We start from the raw sequence: 17,201 nt of genomic DNA, 5'->3' as shown, positions 1-17,201 counted from the left end.
ACGGACAATTGTCCGCAATGTCAAATATATCTTTTTTGTTAAGAATCGTTAGTCCGGGAGGAACCCACATGAAACAGCCAGAGAACGATGAACAATCCTTATACGATCTTGATATAGACGCTAGTCCCGCCTGCGGACGTCGCGAGGAACGCGATTCGGAATATCGCCGCCGCATCCTGACATCGGCCCGGGCGCTTTTTCAAACCCATCCGATTGAGAACGTCACCATGCATCAAATCGCCAAAGAAGCCGGCGTCGGCCAAGGTACGCTCTACCGGCGCTATGCGCATATCGGCGACGTGTGCAGCGATTTGCTGCGCTCGTCCACGACACAGTTCCTCAATTCGATGGAAGCCGATCTGTCCGCACCTATGCCGGGCGTAAGCCCGCTTCAGCAACTGCGGCTCGCCATCGTCCGCATTATTGACTTCGTCGAAGAGAAAGCGCCTCTGCTCGCGACAGTGGTGTCCATGCACACCGATAAGCGCAGCTTTTCCCTGTACAAAAAGCCTTTCTTCCTGCGGCTTCATCACTTGATCGCTCCGCTGCTTGCCCGTGCGATCGAGCAAGGGGAGATGGAACCGCTCGATGTGACCCTTACCGCCAATACGATTCTGGCTTCCGTTGTTCCGGATCATTACTTATACCACATCGAAGTGCTCGGATATACCAAAGAACAGTTCATCGACGGTATTTGCCGGCTTTTCGTGAAAGGACAATAGGTCATGAAGACAAGCATGAATGCGAGCGAAAGAACGTTCTGGAAGAAATATCTCGCCAAAGCGAAGCTTGATTTATCTTACGCCGCCTATACCAAAGTCCAGCGAACCTGGCAGGATGAGAATCCTGCCTGTCCGTTTAACCGGCTGTATTTTATTCGCGAGGGCGAAGGCTACGTGAAGATCGGCGGCAAGACGTATTACCCCAAGCCTGGCGAGCTGTACCTGCTTCCTGCCGGAAGCGATCAAGCGTACGGCACGATAAGCGATCATACCTTCGGCAAATATTGGTGTCATTTTACGGCCAAAATCGGCGATTTGGATCTGTTCCAATTGATGCAGACGAACCCCTGCATTCAAGTTCAAGATCCGGCGGCGCTGGAAGCGGCGTTCGAGCAGCTCATCGCTTTCCGCCAAAGCGACAGTCTGACGTCGGAATTCAGAGCTTATTCCGTTCTGCTGACCTTTATCGCCGACTTTATCGAGCAGAACAAATTCGTCAAGCTGAACCTGACGTCCACGCCGACCTATGAGAAGATGAACAAAGTCCTGCATTACATGGAGCAGCATCTCGCCGAAAATGTGTCCGTCGATGACCTGTCGCGCATTGCGCACTATCATCCCAATTATTTTATCAATGCGTTCAAACAATTTACCGGCTACTCGCCCATTCAATATATGAACCATCTGCGTTCCGAGAAGGCCAAAGACTTGCTGATGACGACGGAGCTAAACGTCTCGCAAATTGCCGATGCGCTCGGCATGGAATTATCGTATTTTTCCCGCATGTTTCGTGAACAAACCGGCTTCAAACCGACGGCCTTTCGCGATTTGAAGCCGAAAATGCAAGAGCGAGACGACTTGTCCGGGTGATGGGATGTGAGGATGCTAGATTGGGGTGAAGTGAGTTACGTTGGGTGAGGCGGGCTAACTTTTTGGCGAGGTGTGCGACTTTCGGATGAGGCGGGCTACTTTTGCGTGGTGTGTGGCTTTGGGATGAGGTAGGCTACTTCTGCCGAGGTGTGCGACTTCGGATGAGGCAGGCTACTTTTGCGTAGTATGCGGCTCATGTTAGAAGTAGACGTAACTGGAATTTCTCCCACTATTTTTGCTCAATGACGCCTTCGGGGAGGTAACAACTGGATATTCTCCCGTTAATTTCGTGGAAAGTGCCGCGTGCTGATCATCAGGCGCTAATTTAGCTGGAGGAATTCCTGTTATTCATCCCGCGACCCCATTGAACTGTTGAAATAGCAGGAGTTTTTCCAGGTATTTTATGCACAACTGGAATTCCTCCCCCTATTTCTGTTCAATGACGCCTCCGGGGAGGTAACAACTGGATTTTCTCCCCGACCGTACCGACCACCAAATTGTATATGAAAAATCATATACAATTATCGTAGCAAAGGTAAATCGAGCTAATTGTATATGAAAAATAGGTTGCAATTTAGTATTTACCGCGAATTCTGCTATTTCTATTACAAAAATCATACACATTCACGACTAAAGTGATAGTGCATTGACCATCGGTTATGCAATCGGAGTGTATTGCTACTTGCGTGTGTAGGCTGAGGAATACGCCTTCGAGAGGCATATCCAGAAGTGTGCTGCTATGGTGCACGCCCAACATAAGAAAAAGGACCTTCCCCTAAGGAAGGTCCTTTCAACTCGTACTTACGGATAAAACGTGCTCGCTTTGGTCGTCGTAGAGCACCAGCGGTTGTTCAGCAGGAATTTGATGAGCGAGTTCTTCGCCCGCTCCGTGCCGATATAATTCAGCGACTCAGCAGCGTGCGCACGGACGTACCTGTTCTCGTCATCCAACGCGGCGATCAATTGCGGCACGGCTGGCTCCGCGGATGCGCCTAGGCGGGACAGCGATAAGCTGGACATAAAGCGCACTTGCGCGTTGGCGTCTTTGAGGCCGCGCTCCAAGCCTGCGACAATGAGGTCCACCGGTGAGTCCATGAAGCCTAGCGCGTCCACGACAGCGCTGCGGACTTTATCCTCCGGATGGTCCAGCAGCTGCGTCAAAGCGGGAACGGCTCCCGACGCCAGCTTGCTCAGCTCGCCCAACGCAAACACGGCATGTGTAACCGTATTCACATTGGCATGCCGAAGTGCTGCGGTAAGACCGTCAACCGCCTCGCTTCCTGCAACCGACAATCCGTAGGCGGAAATGCGCGAAACATGATCGTCTTCGCTGGCTAATCCCTCCAGCAGCACATCGATACCGGCTTGCCCTCTGCGAGCCAAATCGTAAGCTGCATTGATTGCGTTCGTTTCCGAAGCGTGAAGAGCTTCTGCCAACTGTTGGATTTCCTGCGGATCCGATGAACCGGTTCCTGCCAAACTGCACAGCTCCCCGGAAAGCCAGTTCCACGTTTCTTCCCACATCAGATCGTGATCTCCCATCGGAGCCAGTAAGTTAGCCGGTCTCTTCCACGCGCGCTCCTGATTGTTCCAGCTTGGCGCTTTCGGCAGCTCTGTGCGCATGAATTCGAACTTCAGCATATAACGGGGCTGTCCCAAAATATTCGGTGTGGAACGATGCCAAATATCATAATGAATGAGCGCGAACGTTCCCGCTTCACCGCTTGCCAGCACTTCGCCCGGGTGCTCATTGGATTCGAAGGCGCGTTTCTGATGATTTTGCGTGCCTGGCATAATGCCTGTAGGACCCAATTCCGCCGGCGTGTCCTGCGGGAAATACATAATCATCGCCCAGTTCGGGTGGTGATTGCGCACGCGGTCATAGCCCCAATAGCTGTCTTTGTGCCATCCGCCTGCTGTAGGCAGCGCGTTAAAGTGTCCATGTCTGTGCGCATGCATCATATAGTTCGGCCCCAGAACGCTCGTTAAAGCGCCGGTGACGACCGGATGATCGAATACTTTCTGCAGCTCACGAATTCGCGGCAGCAAGTTGTTGCCGGGATTCCCCTCCTCGGCATAAACGGTATTTAACTGATCGAGGAGATTCGCATGGAAAGCGCGGGAAAAATCGGTTTTCAGAATTAGCACACCATTCGTAATAAATTCTCTCATTTGCTCGTCTGTCAACAAAAGCGGTTGATTTTCTTGCATAGCTCCTGCCTCCTTGGCGTGTAGGGAATGTGATAGCTTTACCCTTATTATAAGAGCGACGCTGCCGATACTTAATACACATTCTTAATCAGAGCTAGCACAAAACTAAGATAGAATCATGCCAACCTATAAATAGATGGTTTATAAAAGTAACCTATTAAGCTGCCGCTAAGTATTATTTTGCTGTATAAATTTGTTTCACGTTATCATCTTAATCTTGTGCTAACTTGCATGAGAAAAGTTCTTCTCCTCCCCTCCCTGCGCTCCTTAAACTAAATAGGAATATGCATGAATGAAGGAGGCCCACATGATGGCGCAACACTTTAAACAAGGCACCGACAGTCTTGTCATGAACGTGAAGGACGATGTCGCAACCGTTCTCCGCGATGTGAAGAGCGGTGAATCGATTCATTTTATGAAAGAGGATAGTTTGCAAAAACTCCCCGTACGCGATATCGTCCCATTCGGGCATAAGGTCGCGACCCGCTTCATCCGCCAAGGTGCCATGGTCTACAAATACGGCGAAATTATCGGCCGGGCGATCCGGGACATTGAAGCGGGCGAGCATGTCCACATCCATAACATTGAAGGAACGCGGGGCCGCGGCGATATGGCCGGCAAGAAGGAGTGTGGGGCATGACGACGATCATGGGATATGAAAGAGAGAACGGGGATATCGGCATTCGCAATCATTTGATTATCATTCCGACTGTCATTTGCGCCAATCATGTCTGCAATCGGATCGCCCAAATGACCCCGGGCGCAGTCGTTATCCCCCATCAACACGGCTGCAGCCAGATCGGGGACGACAAGAGCAGAACGTTCGACGTGCTTGCAGGAACAGGGAAAAATCCAAATGTCGGCGCAGCGATCATCGTCAGTCTGGGCTGCGAGGTGATCGATCCCGCGGCTCTGGCCGAGGCGATTGTCGCAACAGGCAAGCCGGTCGAGGTGTTCGACATCCAATCCGTCGGCGGCTCGGTGAAAGCCATTCAGCATGGCGCGGATGTGGCCAAACGGATGACCGCCCTGCTTGCGCAGCAGCCCAAAGTTCCGGTTCCGCTGAGCAAGCTGAAAGTCGGCGTCAAGTGCGGCGGTTCGGACGCCACTTCAGGCTTAGCCTCCAATCCCGCTTTGGGTATTGCTGCGGACCATATGATGGATGCCGGGGGCAGCATCGTCATCGGGGAAACGACCGAAATCATCGGCGCCGAGCACATCCTCGCCGGGCGGTGTTCGTCGCAGGCGACGAGCGACAAGCTGTACGGCGCCATCCGCCGGTTCGAGGAGGAGATCGAACGCATGGGTGCCGATATGCGCGGCGGCAATCCGAGCCCCGGGAACATCGCCGGCGGGCTGTCGACGATTGAGGAGAAATCGCTCGGCTGCATTTCCAAATGCGGCACGCATCCTATCGAAGATGTGATCGGTTATGCGGAGCAAATCCCCGGGCACGGACTGTTTTTCATGGATTCGCCAGGGAATGATATCGAATGCGTATCCGGGATGGCTGCCGGCGGCGCACATATCGTCTGTTTTACGACAGGGCGAGGAACGCCTACGGGGGCCGCTGTCGTCCCGGTCATTAAGATCACGGCGAACCAATTCACTTATTCCTCCATGGAAGACAACATGGATGTGGATGTGAGCGATATGCTGGCGGGCACTCTTCATTTGGACCAAGCCGGCGAACGTATATGGCGCGAAATTTGCGAGGTGGCCGAAGGTAAGCTGACAAAAGCCGAAATTCTGGGCCATCAGGAATTCAGCATTAACCGGATCGGGCCGAGCTTATAACAATGCCGGCATCACAAAGGAATACACGGCGATAAAATGGCAGCCGCTCCCGGCAAGCACGAAAAGATGCCAAATGGCATGATGAAAGCGCAATCTGCGCCAGAGGAAGAACAATAGTCCGATGATGTACATCATCACGCCTGCTAAAACCCAAACCATCGCCACATTGGGCAGCAGCGCCTCCAGCGGAACGATGAACGCTCCCATGAATCCGGCCATCAGCAGGTATGTGAGCAGCCCCCAGGGGATGAACCGCCGAATGATGAAGCGAATATAGCGTACGGCGCACAGAGCTAAAGCCCATATGAGCAGCAAAAGCGTATAGCCCAGCTTACCCTGCAGCGTAATCATCAGAAACGGCGTATACGAACCGGCGATGGCTATGAAAATCGCGGCATGATCCAACCTCTCGAAGCGCTGGCCCCACTTGGGCGTCCGGGAACAATGCAGAAGCGTTGAAGACAGAAAGACGAGGCAGAAGGACAAGCCATATATGGTGCAGCTGACGGTGTAGGCAAAATCCTCGAAAACCGCGGCCCGCTGCAGCAGCAGCACAAGCCCGAATGCGCTTAGCGCCGCCCCGATTCCGTGACTTAATGCATTTAGGCGTTCTTCTTTTAAATGCAGGCTATGATCCATACAAAGGGGTCACTCCTTTCCCAATTACGCCCTAGTTTCTCCCATGAGAGGAACTAGTATGTAACCGAAACGGTGTGACCCCTTTGTCATTCCATGCGCTGCGCCGGACTCTATTCCCCTTGTTTGGAGCCCTTTTTGTTCAAATAATACGCCAGCTCCTTTCGATGCTTATACACGATCAACGCCACATTCCCCAGCCAAATCCATAACAGCGGCCCGGCAAAATCTCTCACGAATAGATACGGGCCCAACAACAGGACGCCGAGTACGACCTGCAGACCGTCCGCCGTGGAGGAAACCGGGCTGCCTCTCTTCACTGTCTTGGTAACGGCCATGCTGGCCGCCAGTATGACTGCCAAGACAAGCGAAGCTTCGAACTTCGTGAGCGCGCTCCAGACGCCGAAAGTTACGGCGATCGCCTTACCTCCTTTTCCTTTCAGAAACGGCGAAAAAGCGTGCCCGACAATAGGTGCAAGCGCAACAGGTACGATCGCCAATCCTTGCACCCGGGACTGCTCGAGATGGATCCCGAGCAGCCAGACAAGGATGGTATATCCTTTGAGGAAATCCAGCGCTATGCCTGCCAGCCCGATTCGGTACCCCGCCGCTTTCCATAAATTCAATGCTCCCGGATTGCCGTCTCCGACGTTTGTCAGGTTGTGCCGGGCAAGGCTGCCGAGCCAGTACGAGAACATGAGCGAACCCGATACGAATGCGCAAAAGGTCCATACGAGGATCATGGCTCCCGCCTGCTTCCTACGCGGACCTGTCTGCCTTTCCACGCCACGTGTCCCCGGAAGACGACTTGATATGCGGAATACGCCATGACCGCAATGAGAAATAACGTTGAACATATATGCAGCACCAGCATGATCCATCCAAAAACACCGATATACCTGACCAAATAAAACATCTGCAGCGTGTAGATCAGATAGCCCATGAATAACGGCAGCCACCACGAGGTGCCCAGAAATAAAAAGAACGATTCCGAGACAATCAGGCCGACCACCCAAACAGCGATCAGCGCGATCGTCCGTCCGGTTAGCTTGGATGTGCCAAGCACCGCGCCTTTGCCGAATCCCTGCACTTGGCTCTCCAGCCCTTGGGGATACATGCGGAAAGAGACCAAACCATAGCCGATGAAATTGGTTACCGCGATACCCGCCTTCCGGAAGGCAGCACCCAGATTGAGATCGTCCAGCATTTCCGATTTGATGCCCTCGTGGCCGCCGATTTTCTCGTAGTCCTCCCTTGTCGTAATGATGCAGGAACCGTATAGCCCTTTCCGGGGATTATTCCTCTCGAATGGAGACGTGAACGCAAACACGCCGAGGAAATTGAAGATAAGCGCCAGCCGCTCCACAAATTTCACCGTATAGTGAAAAGGCACTACCGAAACCGCGCCGCCGGCCTGATGCCGCGCCATGACGAGCGATTCCAGCGCTCTTGGCACCAACCGGATATCGGCGTCCAGGAATACGAATACATCCCCGCCGGCATGCAGATAACCGTTCCAAACAGCCCAGTTTTTACCTGTCCACCCTTCCGGCAGCTGGCTGTTCCGGATGACGGTCACACCATAGCTCTCCGCTATTTCCCGGGTGTCGTCCTCCGAGAAGTCGTCCACAACAATGATCTCGTAAGGCTCCAGTGTTTGCACCTTCAGCGCATGCAGCAGATGCGGCAGGTTGTACGATTCATTTCTCGCCGGAATAATGACGGACAGCTTCACTTGATGCATGCCTGGCACATAGGCCGGCCGAAGCACATTTTTGCGAAACAGCAGAAACCCGCAGAGACAACCGATGACGCAAATTGCCGCAATCGTCGCGTTTGCCACTTTTTAGCCCCCTCTCACTCGTTTTCTATCACCGCTCTTATCTGGTGTGCATATCCAGCTTGTAATCGATATATATGAGGAGCGAGGGAATTTTACGCCAAGGGGTGTGAACGGGAGCATGCTGTAACCATTGACGGAGCGAAGCTAGTTATCTACAATCGGGCAGAGGAGTGATGGGAATTTGTTGGAAACGAATGCGATGCAAGATTGGGAAAGTTGGAATGACGAAAAGTTGGTTTCGGCTTGCTTTGCCCCGCTTATCCGGTTGTACAAACAATTAAGCAGCGGCGATGGCGATGTGGCCGGTTTATATCGGCAAATGAGCTCTGGCCAGCAAGCGTTGTTTATGTTCCAGACGTATTACCTCCATGCGATGAAGTCTGCCGAGGAGCTGTATTGGTGGAGTGCATACTTCATGGCCCAAGGGGAACGATGGGCTGCACTCAAGGCGAAGATGCGCGAGCTTGGGGATTCTGAGTTCATTACGCTGCTGCAGGAAGTGGAAGATTATCTGCGAACTCGCGAGCATCCGTACGAGCTTTCTGAATTTGCTGCGGTATCGCGGGAGGATCTGCGATCCGATAAGGAGCTGTGCAGGTTCATCGAGTCCGCCTATAAGCGTCTGCAGCAGGTTAGCGACGGAACGATCCGACGGTTGGCGGATTGGATACGATCCGCACCTCATGTTTTTTTAACCTAGAGGTTTTTATAACTGTTCTCAAACAGGGGCGTCCGTGCAGGTTTTGTAACCTGGGACGGCCCTTTTTTTGCTTGGTCCGTGTAAGGTTGGCGGTGACGTGGTGCTGAGTAGCTGATTTGTCGGGCATGGCGCTGACGTGGGGTTGCTGATGTGTTCGGCGTGGCGCGATGTTGAGTAGCTGATGTGTTGGCGATGGCGTGGCGTGGAGCAGCTGATGTGTTGGTGGTGACGTGGTGCTGAGTAGCTGATGTGTGGGCGCGGCGCGGTGTGGAGTAGCTAATTTGTTGGCGATGACGTGGCGTTGGGTAGCTAATGTGTTGGACGTGGCGTGGAGCAGCTGATGTGTGAGCGTGGCGCGATGTTGAGTAGCTGATGTGTGGGCTTGGTGTGGCGTTGAGTAGCAATGTGTTGAGCGTGGCGCCGGCGTGGAGTAGCTGATGTGTTGGCGATGGCGTGGCGTGGAGTAGCTGATGTGTTGGTGGTGGCGTGGCGTGGAGTAGCTGATGTGTTGGTGGTGACGTGGTGCTGAGTAGCTGATGTGTCGGGCATGGCGCTGACGTGGGGTTGCTGATGTGTTGGGCGTGGCGCGATGTTGAGTAGCTAATGTGTTGGGCGTGGCGTGGCGTTGAGTAGCTGATGTGTTGGGCGTGGCGTGGCGTTGAGTAGCTGATGTGTTGGGCGTGGCGTGGCGTTGAGTAGCTAATTTGTTGGGCATAGCGTGGCGTTGAGTAGCTAATATGTTCGGCGTGGCGTGGAGTAGCTAATGTGTTGCTTATGCTGTCAGAGCGGCAGTTAATCCGTCAGCGGAAATACAATGCCTTATTCTCGCCTTATCGAGGAAATGGCGCAGCTGTGAGGAAATACGATCCTCTATTTCGCTGATTCAGGCCTGAATGATGGGTTTCAGGCGCAAATAAGATACTATATTTCCGCCCAGCCCCGAAAATAGGCCGATTCCGATCCAATAACGCATCGTATTTCCCTTGCTTAAGAGAGGAGCCTGCCTATCAACGGCTCGTTAATCACATCAGTCAATCTGCTTGCCGTCAATGTCCATCCGGAGTGTGGTGTTAAGTAGCTAATGTGTCGGTGATGCTGTCAGCGCGAGCAGTTGATCTGCCAGCGGCCAGCGGAAATACAATGCCTTATTCCCGCCTAATCGAGGAAATGGCGCAGCTGTGAGGAAATACGATCCTCTATTTCGCTGATTTAGGCCTGAATGATAGATTTCAGGCACAAATAAGATACTCTATTTCCGCCCAACCCCGAAAATAGGCCGATTCCTATCCAATAACGCATCGTATTTCCCTTGCTTAAGAGAGGAGCCTGCCTATCGACGGCTCGTTGGGCACATCAGCCCAATCTGCTTGCCGTCAATGTCCATCCTAACAAAGTGTGCGTTAAGTAGCTAATGTGTGCCGGTGATGCTGTCAGAGCGGCAGTTGATCCGCCAGCGGAAATACAATGCCTTATTCTCGCCTAATCGAGGAAATGGCGCAGCTGTGAGGAAATACGATCCTCTATTTCGCTGATTTAGGCCTGAATGATAGGTTTCAGGCACAAATAAGATACTCTATTTCCGCCCAACCTCGAAAATAGGCTGATTCCTATCCAATAACGCATCGTATTTCCCTTGCTTGAGAGAGCAGGCCTGCCTATCGACGGCGCGTTGGGCACATCAGCCAACCTGCTTGCCGTCAATCGGTTACCTTCCCCCGCTGTGTCCGTTAGCCGGAAGCGATGCCACCGTATTTCCTCACCCACTGTTTCCGTTAGCCAGACGCGGGGCCACCGTGTCACCTTCCCCCCTGTGTCCCCAACCGAACACATCATGTTCACCTCATGCGATCCCTCCACCAATTGTGCTATAATAATCCATATCAACTCATTGGAGGCATTCCGACATGAAAATATACGTCATCCTCGCTTTCGACGGCGAAGCTATGGAGAATGTGTACGTAGGCACAGACGAGGAGAAAGCGCTGTCGCTTAAGCCTGACGACTTCGAGAACTGCGACGCCCTGTTCGTGGAGATTTGGGAAGACGGCGAGAAAACCGACGACTTCCGGCTAGTCGAAGAAACGGATAACGACGATACCGAGCAAGATACATAGAACGAAAGGCGGCACCGAACATGGTTCAAGCGTTTATGATACATCCCGAAACTTATACGACCTTCGATGACGAAGACGAGCTTTTGGAGCAATGCAAGGAATGGGGCTTGCTGTCCGAGAAAGCGGTCAAAACCAAGGTCTTTTATTACAAAGGCGGCGGCGCGAACATGACCTGCAGCATCGTCGGCTACGTGGACAAGATGACGGCTGTCATCGAGTTTGACAACAAGCAGCTGCACTGCATCCACCCTTCTTATCTCAAGGAAATGCAGGCTGCAGGTTATAGCCAGCGGCTGGCGGCTGGCGCTGAAGATCCGGCTGGAACAGAGGCCGAGACGCAGCAAGAAGAAGAGGCCCAGGCAAGCGCCGAAGCGGCAGCAATCGGAGAAGAAGCAGCGGAAGAGGCTGCACCGAAAACGCCGAAGGCTGCCAAACAGCCCAAAGAGAAAGCGAAAAAAGAAAAAGCCCCGAAGCTGGAGCTGCCTGAAGAGAAAGTCAAAATGATCGCGACCGTTCAAGAGTTCACGACGGTTCCGAACAATTTCTCCGATAATGACGACGAAGTCATCATCTATGAAGCGGTGTCCATTCTCGAGCCTTCCCCGCTCGACATCGGGACGGCTTGGTCCAGCCACAGCAACACGCTGAAGAAGCTGGAGCTGGCCGTCGGCGACACGATCTCCTTCGAGTGCAAAATCGTAGCCAAGAAGCTCAGCAAGCATCCTGTGCCTTACAAGATTAACAATCCTGCCAAGCTGCAAAAGGTTGACGCTGATTAACACGAAGCCACGCCTCCGCTTGGCCATGCAACACGAACAATCATAAGCTTAATCCTGCAGCATCCACGTGCCTGGATTAAGCTCTTTTCACGCTGCCGCGGCAGCAGAGGGATGTGCCTCAATGACGAATATCAACAATTTCAGCTTCAGCGAGATTCCGCTGTACTTCGCTTACCGGCGTCGAACGCTCGGCCATGAACAATATCACGGCACCTTCCACGCGCATCAAGGGGTCGAAATTCTTTATATCCACGAAGGAGAAGGCACGCTGATCGTCGATCAGCAAAGCTACAAGGTCGCAGCCGGCACGCTCTGCATCTTCCAACCGTATCAACTGCACCATATCCAAATGAGTCCGGATACGCCGTTTACACGTTCCATCGTGCACTTCGAGCCTTTCCTGTATGAATCGTATTTCGAGAAATGGCCCGGTTTATTGACGTTTTTCAAGCAAATGTATACAAGCAAGCTGCCGGCCCCCTGCATCTATGACATCGCTGACCCGGAGCCGCTCATTTCTTTGTTTCCCAGTCTGGCGGAGAAGCTGCCGGCATTGCCGAAGCAGGATTATTTGGAAGAATTCTCCTTGTTCCTCGTTACGTTCTTCCGGGCGTTCCGGCAGCTGTGGGAGCGGAGCGAAGTGCAGTTCGCTTCCGGCACGGCGCGCCACAAGCATCAAGCGGAGCGAATACTCACCTGGCTGGAAAGTCATTACACGGAGCCGCTTCGGCTGGAGCACATGGCCGGCGAGCTGCATCTCTCCCCTTACCACCTGTCACATCTGTTCAAAGAGTGCACGGGGAGCTCCATATCCGATTATGTGACGGCGCGCAGAATGCAGCAAGCGGTCATGCTGCTCACATCAACCGAGCAGTCGATCGCCCAAATCGCCGAAAACATCGGCATCACGAACAGCTCTCATTTCTGCAAAACGTTCAAAAGCCGCATGGGCAGCACGCCGCATCAGTTTCGCCTGCAATGGCGGAAGCAGCGCTGAACCGCAGCGCCCAAGCTCATTTCGTTAAAGAAGGTGCAGCCTACGATGGAGCATGAGCTATCTCATTACTATTTTCCCCCGTATATTACGCTGGCCCATATGTTCCATGCGCCCAAGGGTTGGGCGATTCATAACCGGGAGATGACGGAGTTCGTCCTGCAGTATGTTGTGGACGGCTTCGCCCGCTACCCGATCGGTGAGAACGCTTACGAGACACGGCGCGGCGACCTGCTCTTTCACCGCCCGCACGAGCGCCACTCCATCCTAACGGTGGATGACAGCCCTTATGTGTGCATCTCGCTCGTCTTCCATTTCGGCTCCGCTGCATTTCCTTACGACGAGCTGTTCAAACGCCGGCATCTGCTCGGCAACTTCGCCGACCATCCCGTCGAAACGATGCTCTCGCAGCTCGTTTCCCACTACCGGCTGCCCGGGCTCGCGCATCAGCTGCACTGCCAAAGCCTGCTGATGCGCATCTTGGCGGAAGCGGCACAAGACATGGAGGCGCCCGGGCTTCCGGCGAAATCCGATGCGGCGCAGATGCCGAAGCTCGTGCTGATCAAAAATTATTTGAACGACCACTACAACCGGAATATCCAAATAAATGAGCTGGAGAACGTCTCCGGACTCAGCAAAAATTATATTCTCGCACTCTTCCGCAAGCATGTCGGGATGCCGCCGATGCAGTATTTGACGTGGATTCGCGTCAACAAGGCGAAGGAGCTGGCCATTCAAACAAGCCTGTCCGTCAGCGAAATTGCAGGTCGCGTCGGATACGCTGACGTCCATACATTCGGGCGCATGTTCAAGAAAAAGACCGGACAAAGTTTATCCCAGTTTTGTGCGAATTTGATTTATTCATGAAGATTGCCGATCCGATATTCTTTCGGCGGTGGGTTAACCCGTTATTCTACTTTCACTCGCACCTCCAACTCAGTGGAATCACACTCTGCGTCCCGTCCGCCAATCAGCCAGTTCCCTCCGTCATCTCCTCTAACGGACACAGGAGACGCTATTTCACCAACATACTTCCGTTCTCCATTCTACCGGACTGGAGTGACACTATTTGCCCATTTTCAGCCGATTTCCGACATTTCAGGCCAAATAACGGCACCTCAGTCCGTTAGCTCCACAGGTAACCGGAATTCCGGCAAATAACGCCCGCTCAGTCCGTTAGAGCAAACCGACGACGGCAACGTGTCCACACAAAGCGCAAAGTAAAAAGCCAAAGCAAAAAGGCCGCTGCAACAGCGACCTTAACAGCGACCTTCTCACGCGTAAAACGCTACCTTTTCAGCTTTCTCCTGGCTTCCAGCTCTTTCTTCAGCGCCTGCTCGACGGATTCGGCAAGCATATCGAACTTCTCCGCAACGGTATAATTCAGCACCTTCCCGCAATGCGTGCACCGATGCATCTGAAGCTCCGTCATCCTGGAGCAATTCCCGCATCTGATCATGGCAGACTGACCTCCTGTCGAGCGTTACTCGGCATCCGCCGCACAGCGGAAACCAATATTGCCGGTTGAACTGTCCGGCGTATTTTTGCTTCGCGCCGCAACACGGTACCGGTTGCAGTACGATTTGTGGCACAGATAGGAACCTCCGCGCATCACGCGGGCTTGTCCGGAAGGCGGCCCCTGCGGGTTCACGCGCTTTCCTTTGATATGATAATCCGGGCTGAACCAGTCCGAACACCATTCCCACACGTTCCCCGCTACGTTATACAAGCCATACCCGTTCGGCTCAAAGGCGTTAACCGGCGCAGTGCCCGCATAGCCGTCGCTGGCGTTGTTTTTGATTGGAAATTTCCCCTGCCAAATGTTACACATATGCTTGCCGCCCGGCTTCAGCTCGTCCCCCCAAGGATAGCGCTTCTGCACCAGACCGCCGCGCGCGGCAAATTCCCACTCCGCTTCGGTAGGCAGCCTTTTCCCGGACCACTCGCAGTACGCCAGCGCATCCCGGTAAGACACGTGGACCACAGGATGGTCCCATCTGTCCTCGACGTGCGAATCCGGACCTTCCGGATGCGCCCAATAGGCACCTTCGACGACCCACCACCAAGGTGTTTGCTGCACCGCCGACTTCACCTTCTGAGCTGTCGCTTCGGATACGAAAAGGTGGAACACGAAGGACCAACCGAAGGATTCCGCTTCCGTCCGGTAACCTGTTTCATCGACGAATTGCTTGAACTCCCGGTTCGTTACCGTGCACGGATCTATATAAAAAGGCTTAATCGTGACCTCGCGCACCGGTCCCTCACCGTCAGCGGGAAACCCTTCCTGATCGTCCGTTCCCATCAGATAGGCACCGCCGCTTATATAGATCATCTTGGACTTGTCCAGCGGCTGCCTGACGATCCCGCCATTCTCCTTCTCGCGATAAGCAGGTTCTGCATGTACCTGCGCTGCGGTCTCCCGGCCGGCAGAACAACATGATTTGTTAGCTTCCAAAGCAAACAACCTCTCTTCATAACAAAATGATGATGGCACCCTATGAAATACTCGACATAAATAATGCTCCTCTTATACAGCTAAGCATATCACCTTCCGCACAAACAAGAAAGGTCAGCCCGCAAGTACCGGGCTGACCTTTCTCTATCAATCTCCTATTGAGGCGGTTGATTTGCGCACGACTAGCTTCGGCTCAAGCACATGCGCCGGCTTCGCTTCCGACGGATTCGTCAGCTGCCCGATTAACAGATCGACAGCCAGCTTACCCATCGCCTCGATCGGCTGAGCGACCGTCGTGAGCGGCGGGTCCGTGACGGAGGCCAAGATCGTATCGTCGAAGCCGACGATAGACAACTCCTCCGGCACGCGCACGCCGAGCTCCTTGGCGGCTTGCAGGGCGCCTATCGCCAGCAGGTCGTTGCAGCAGAACAGCGCTGTGGGACACTCGGCCTGCCGCAGCAGCTCCAGCGTCTGCCGCTTGCCGCCCTGCAGCAGATCGAAGCCGCCGGGCTTCACCCAGGCGTCCGGCAGCTCGCAGCCGGCTCCGGCCAGCGCGTCGCGGAATCCGCGAATCCGCTCCCGGGAGGAGCTGACCTTCAAGTGCTCGGCCAGCACGGCGATCCGGGTATGGCCAAGCGCCAGCAAATGCTGCCCGGCCAGCTTGCCGCCGTCGAAGTCGCCGACGTGCACCGTCTGCACATAGGCGCTCGGCATCTCCCGGGCAATCGACACGATCGGCACCGATTTATCGACCAGAGGAGCGAGCAGCTCCAGATTGTCCATCCCGGTACCGATAATCATGCCGTCCACGCTTTTCTGCTGCAGCAGCGTCAAATACCGCTCGATACGCTCATCTTCGTTATGTGTGGAACAAATCACGATACTGTAGCCGAGCTTATGCCCCTGATCCTCCACCGCATGCGCGATTTCGGCAAAGAACGGATTCGAGATATCGGGCACAAGCAGTCCGAGCGTATAGGTCCTTTTGCCGGTCAGAGCCGCTGCGATCACGCTGGGACGGTAATTCAAGCGCTCCATCACGGAGAAAATTTCGTTGCGCCGCTCTTCGCTGATCTTCCCTTTTCCGTTAATCACTTGCGAAACGGCTGCTATGGATACGCCCGCTTCACGGGCCACATCATAAATGGTTGCCTTCATTTGCTTCTCCCATCACTTTCACATTATGTTCTATTATGCTCAGAAGGCACCTAAGTTGCAACCCGCAGGCAATAACCATTCGCTTCCCACACCGCTATTCGCGAGGCTTCGCCATTAACCAGGCATGATCGGGATCGTTGTGAAACTTCCATGTGCGGACAGGGCCTGCCATCACATTCAAATAATATACTTCATAGCCCGGCGGCGCGCAGACGGGATGGTAGCCCTTAGGCACAAGCACCGTTTGCCCGTCACGAACGATCAGCGTCTCGTCCAGCGAGCGATCGTCCGTGTACACCCGTTGAATCGCGAAGCCCTGCTCGGGCTGAACATGGAAGTAATAGGTTTCTTCCAGCAGCGATTCGTCAGGCAGGGAGTCGCGGTCATGCTTATGCGGCGGATAGCTGGACCAGTGGCCGTCCGGCGTGAAAACTTCCACGACTAGAAGGCTGTCCGCAGACTCCTGTTCCGGGAGAATGTTATGGATTTGGCGCTCGATATGGCCGTATCCGCGAGTCTCAATGCCGACCTGCGACGGCTCGATGAGTCTTGCCGGATAACGCCCGAAGCCGGGAGCGGCACATACCGCCAGCTCCACATCCGTCAGCGCAGTGACCTCGTAGCGATCCTCATTCGGCACATACACGGAATAAGGCGGAATTTTCTCGAAAACGCTCATCCGCTGCCCGATTCCCCGCCACGCTGCCAGCTTCGTCGAAACATCCGCTTTCCCGCTAAGCAGGACAAGGCACACTTCCTGGCTTCCCGTTTCACGCCGCAGAGATGCTCCCGCTGCCACCTTCACGACCTCAAAACCTACGTATTCCCAGCCGGCGGACGCCGGCGTGACGCTCAGGACGACGCCTTCGCCATCCGCTTCTTTGGCTTTTACAATTAAATCCGGCATACTTCCTTCACGCCT

Annotated in this window: 17 protein-coding genes; 9 read left to right on the top strand and 8 right to left on the bottom strand. The window is 53.9% G+C overall.

Going from position 1 to position 17,201, the window contains the following annotated elements:
* Positions 1–68: 68 nt before the first annotated feature.
* Together J2X61_RS18795 and J2X61_RS18790 are read left to right on the top strand one after the other, a co-directional pair.
* Positions 69–722 (top strand): TetR/AcrR family transcriptional regulator, encoded by a 654-nt coding sequence (locus tag J2X61_RS18795; protein WP_310189739.1) that lies wholly within the window; start codon positions 69–71, stop codon positions 720–722.
* 3 nt (positions 723–725) lie between these two features.
* Complete coding sequence (locus J2X61_RS18790; RefSeq protein ID WP_310189736.1) at positions 726–1,592, top strand: AraC family transcriptional regulator; 867 nt, start codon at positions 726–728, stop codon at positions 1,590–1,592.
* Between the two features lie 801 nt (positions 1,593–2,393).
* On the opposite strand, the gene J2X61_RS18785 is transcribed toward J2X61_RS18790, so the two are convergent.
* The gene (locus J2X61_RS18785; protein WP_310189733.1) at positions 2,394–3,803 is read right to left on the bottom strand and encodes a HEAT repeat domain-containing protein; all 1,410 of its coding nucleotides are present in this window, start codon (positions 3,801–3,803) and stop codon (positions 2,394–2,396) included.
* Positions 3,804–4,113: 310 nt separating this feature from the next.
* On the opposite strand from J2X61_RS18785, the gene J2X61_RS18780 reads away from it, so the two are divergent.
* Positions 4,114–4,443 (top strand): UxaA family hydrolase, encoded by a 330-nt coding sequence (locus J2X61_RS18780; RefSeq protein WP_310189730.1) that lies wholly within the window; start codon positions 4,114–4,116, stop codon positions 4,441–4,443.
* A complete protein-coding gene (locus tag J2X61_RS18775; protein ID WP_310189728.1) occupies positions 4,440–5,600 on the top strand; it encodes a UxaA family hydrolase in 1,161 nt (386 codons plus the stop codon). The genes J2X61_RS18780 and J2X61_RS18775 overlap by 4 nt, the downstream gene beginning before the upstream one ends.
* On the opposite strand, the gene trhA is transcribed toward J2X61_RS18775, so the two are convergent.
* From trhA to J2X61_RS18760, 3 genes are all read right to left on the bottom strand, one after another.
* Complete coding sequence (gene trhA / locus J2X61_RS18770) at positions 5,595–6,239, bottom strand: PAQR family membrane homeostasis protein TrhA (protein WP_274469635.1); 645 nt, start codon at positions 6,237–6,239, stop codon at positions 5,595–5,597. The genes J2X61_RS18775 and trhA overlap by 6 nt on opposite strands.
* Positions 6,240–6,349: 110 nt before the next feature.
* Complete coding sequence (locus J2X61_RS18765) at positions 6,350–6,979, bottom strand: glycerol-3-phosphate acyltransferase (protein WP_310189726.1); 630 nt, start codon at positions 6,977–6,979, stop codon at positions 6,350–6,352.
* Positions 6,976–8,079 (bottom strand): glycosyltransferase family 2 protein, encoded by a 1,104-nt coding sequence (locus tag J2X61_RS18760; RefSeq protein ID WP_310189724.1) that lies wholly within the window; start codon positions 8,077–8,079, stop codon positions 6,976–6,978. Before J2X61_RS18760 ends, J2X61_RS18765 begins: the two co-directional genes overlap by 4 nt.
* Before the next feature lie 181 nt (positions 8,080–8,260).
* On the opposite strand from J2X61_RS18760, the gene J2X61_RS18755 reads away from it, so the two are divergent.
* The 5 genes from J2X61_RS18755 (at position 8,261) to J2X61_RS18735 (ending at position 13,533) form a co-directional block, all read left to right on the top strand.
* Positions 8,261–8,779: a hypothetical protein gene (locus J2X61_RS18755; protein ID WP_310189721.1), complete on the top strand. Its 519-nt coding sequence runs from the start codon at positions 8,261–8,263 to the stop codon at positions 8,777–8,779.
* Positions 8,780–10,683: 1,904 nt separating this feature from the next.
* Positions 10,684–10,893: a hypothetical protein gene (locus J2X61_RS18750; protein WP_274469640.1), complete on the top strand. Its 210-nt coding sequence runs from the start codon at positions 10,684–10,686 to the stop codon at positions 10,891–10,893.
* A gap of 20 nt (positions 10,894–10,913) precedes the next feature.
* Complete coding sequence (locus J2X61_RS18745; RefSeq protein WP_310189717.1) at positions 10,914–11,672, top strand: hypothetical protein; 759 nt, start codon at positions 10,914–10,916, stop codon at positions 11,670–11,672.
* Positions 11,673–11,793: 121 nt separating this feature from the next.
* Complete coding sequence (locus J2X61_RS18740) at positions 11,794–12,669, top strand: AraC family transcriptional regulator (protein ID WP_274469642.1); 876 nt, start codon at positions 11,794–11,796, stop codon at positions 12,667–12,669.
* A gap of 45 nt (positions 12,670–12,714) precedes the next feature.
* On the top strand, positions 12,715–13,533 hold the full coding sequence (locus J2X61_RS18735; RefSeq protein WP_310189712.1) for a helix-turn-helix domain-containing protein: 819 nt from the start codon (positions 12,715–12,717) through the stop codon (positions 13,531–13,533).
* A 421-nt stretch (positions 13,534–13,954) separates the two neighbouring features.
* On the opposite strand, the gene J2X61_RS18730 is transcribed toward J2X61_RS18735, so the two are convergent.
* The 4 genes from J2X61_RS18730 to iolB form a co-directional block, all read right to left on the bottom strand.
* Positions 13,955–14,125, bottom strand: coding sequence for a hypothetical protein (locus tag J2X61_RS18730; RefSeq protein WP_274469644.1), 171 nt, complete (start codon positions 14,123–14,125; stop codon positions 13,955–13,957).
* 24 nt (positions 14,126–14,149) lie between these two features.
* Entirely contained in the window at positions 14,150–15,121 is a 972-nt protein-coding gene (locus J2X61_RS18725) for a formylglycine-generating enzyme family protein (RefSeq protein WP_379239926.1), read from the bottom strand.
* Positions 15,122–15,268: 147 nt separating this feature from the next.
* Positions 15,269–16,279, bottom strand: coding sequence for a LacI family DNA-binding transcriptional regulator (locus J2X61_RS18720; RefSeq protein WP_274469645.1), 1,011 nt, complete (start codon positions 16,277–16,279; stop codon positions 15,269–15,271).
* 94 nt (positions 16,280–16,373) lie between these two features.
* Positions 16,374–17,186 (bottom strand): 5-deoxy-glucuronate isomerase, encoded by an 813-nt coding sequence (gene iolB / locus J2X61_RS18715; RefSeq protein WP_274469646.1) that lies wholly within the window; start codon positions 17,184–17,186, stop codon positions 16,374–16,376.
* Positions 17,187–17,201 lie beyond the last annotated feature (15 nt).

Source organism: Bacillus sp. 3255 (assembly GCF_031456485.1).
Lineage (GTDB): Bacteria > Bacillota > Bacilli > Paenibacillales > NBRC-103111 > Paenibacillus_E.
Note: the sequence above shows the minus strand (reverse complement) of the source record. Positions and strands in the feature narration are given on the sequence as shown.

Coding starts and splice junctions, on each gene's coding strand:
- J2X61_RS18795 (WP_310189739.1), top strand. CDS start 69: ATGAAACAGCCAGAGAACGATGAACAATCCTTATACGATCTTGATATA.
- J2X61_RS18790 (WP_310189736.1), top strand. CDS start 726: ATGAAGACAAGCATGAATGCGAGCGAAAGAACGTTCTGGAAGAAATAT.
- J2X61_RS18785 (WP_310189733.1), bottom strand. CDS start 3,803: ATGCAAGAAAATCAACCGCTTTTGTTGACAGACGAGCAAATGAGAGAA.
- J2X61_RS18780 (WP_310189730.1), top strand. CDS start 4,114: ATGGCGCAACACTTTAAACAAGGCACCGACAGTCTTGTCATGAACGTG.
- J2X61_RS18775 (WP_310189728.1), top strand. CDS start 4,440: ATGACGACGATCATGGGATATGAAAGAGAGAACGGGGATATCGGCATT.
- trhA (WP_274469635.1), bottom strand. CDS start 6,239: ATGGATCATAGCCTGCATTTAAAAGAAGAACGCCTAAATGCATTAAGT.
- J2X61_RS18765 (WP_310189726.1), bottom strand. CDS start 6,979: ATGATCCTCGTATGGACCTTTTGCGCATTCGTATCGGGTTCGCTCATG.
- J2X61_RS18750 (WP_274469640.1), top strand. CDS start 10,684: ATGAAAATATACGTCATCCTCGCTTTCGACGGCGAAGCTATGGAGAAT.
- J2X61_RS18745 (WP_310189717.1), top strand. CDS start 10,914: ATGGTTCAAGCGTTTATGATACATCCCGAAACTTATACGACCTTCGAT.
- J2X61_RS18740 (WP_274469642.1), top strand. CDS start 11,794: ATGACGAATATCAACAATTTCAGCTTCAGCGAGATTCCGCTGTACTTC.
- J2X61_RS18735 (WP_310189712.1), top strand. CDS start 12,715: ATGGAGCATGAGCTATCTCATTACTATTTTCCCCCGTATATTACGCTG.
- J2X61_RS18730 (WP_274469644.1), bottom strand. CDS start 14,125: ATGATCAGATGCGGGAATTGCTCCAGGATGACGGAGCTTCAGATGCAT.
- J2X61_RS18720 (WP_274469645.1), bottom strand. CDS start 16,279: ATGAAGGCAACCATTTATGATGTGGCCCGTGAAGCGGGCGTATCCATA.
- iolB (WP_274469646.1), bottom strand. CDS start 17,186: ATGCCGGATTTAATTGTAAAAGCCAAAGAAGCGGATGGCGAAGGCGTC.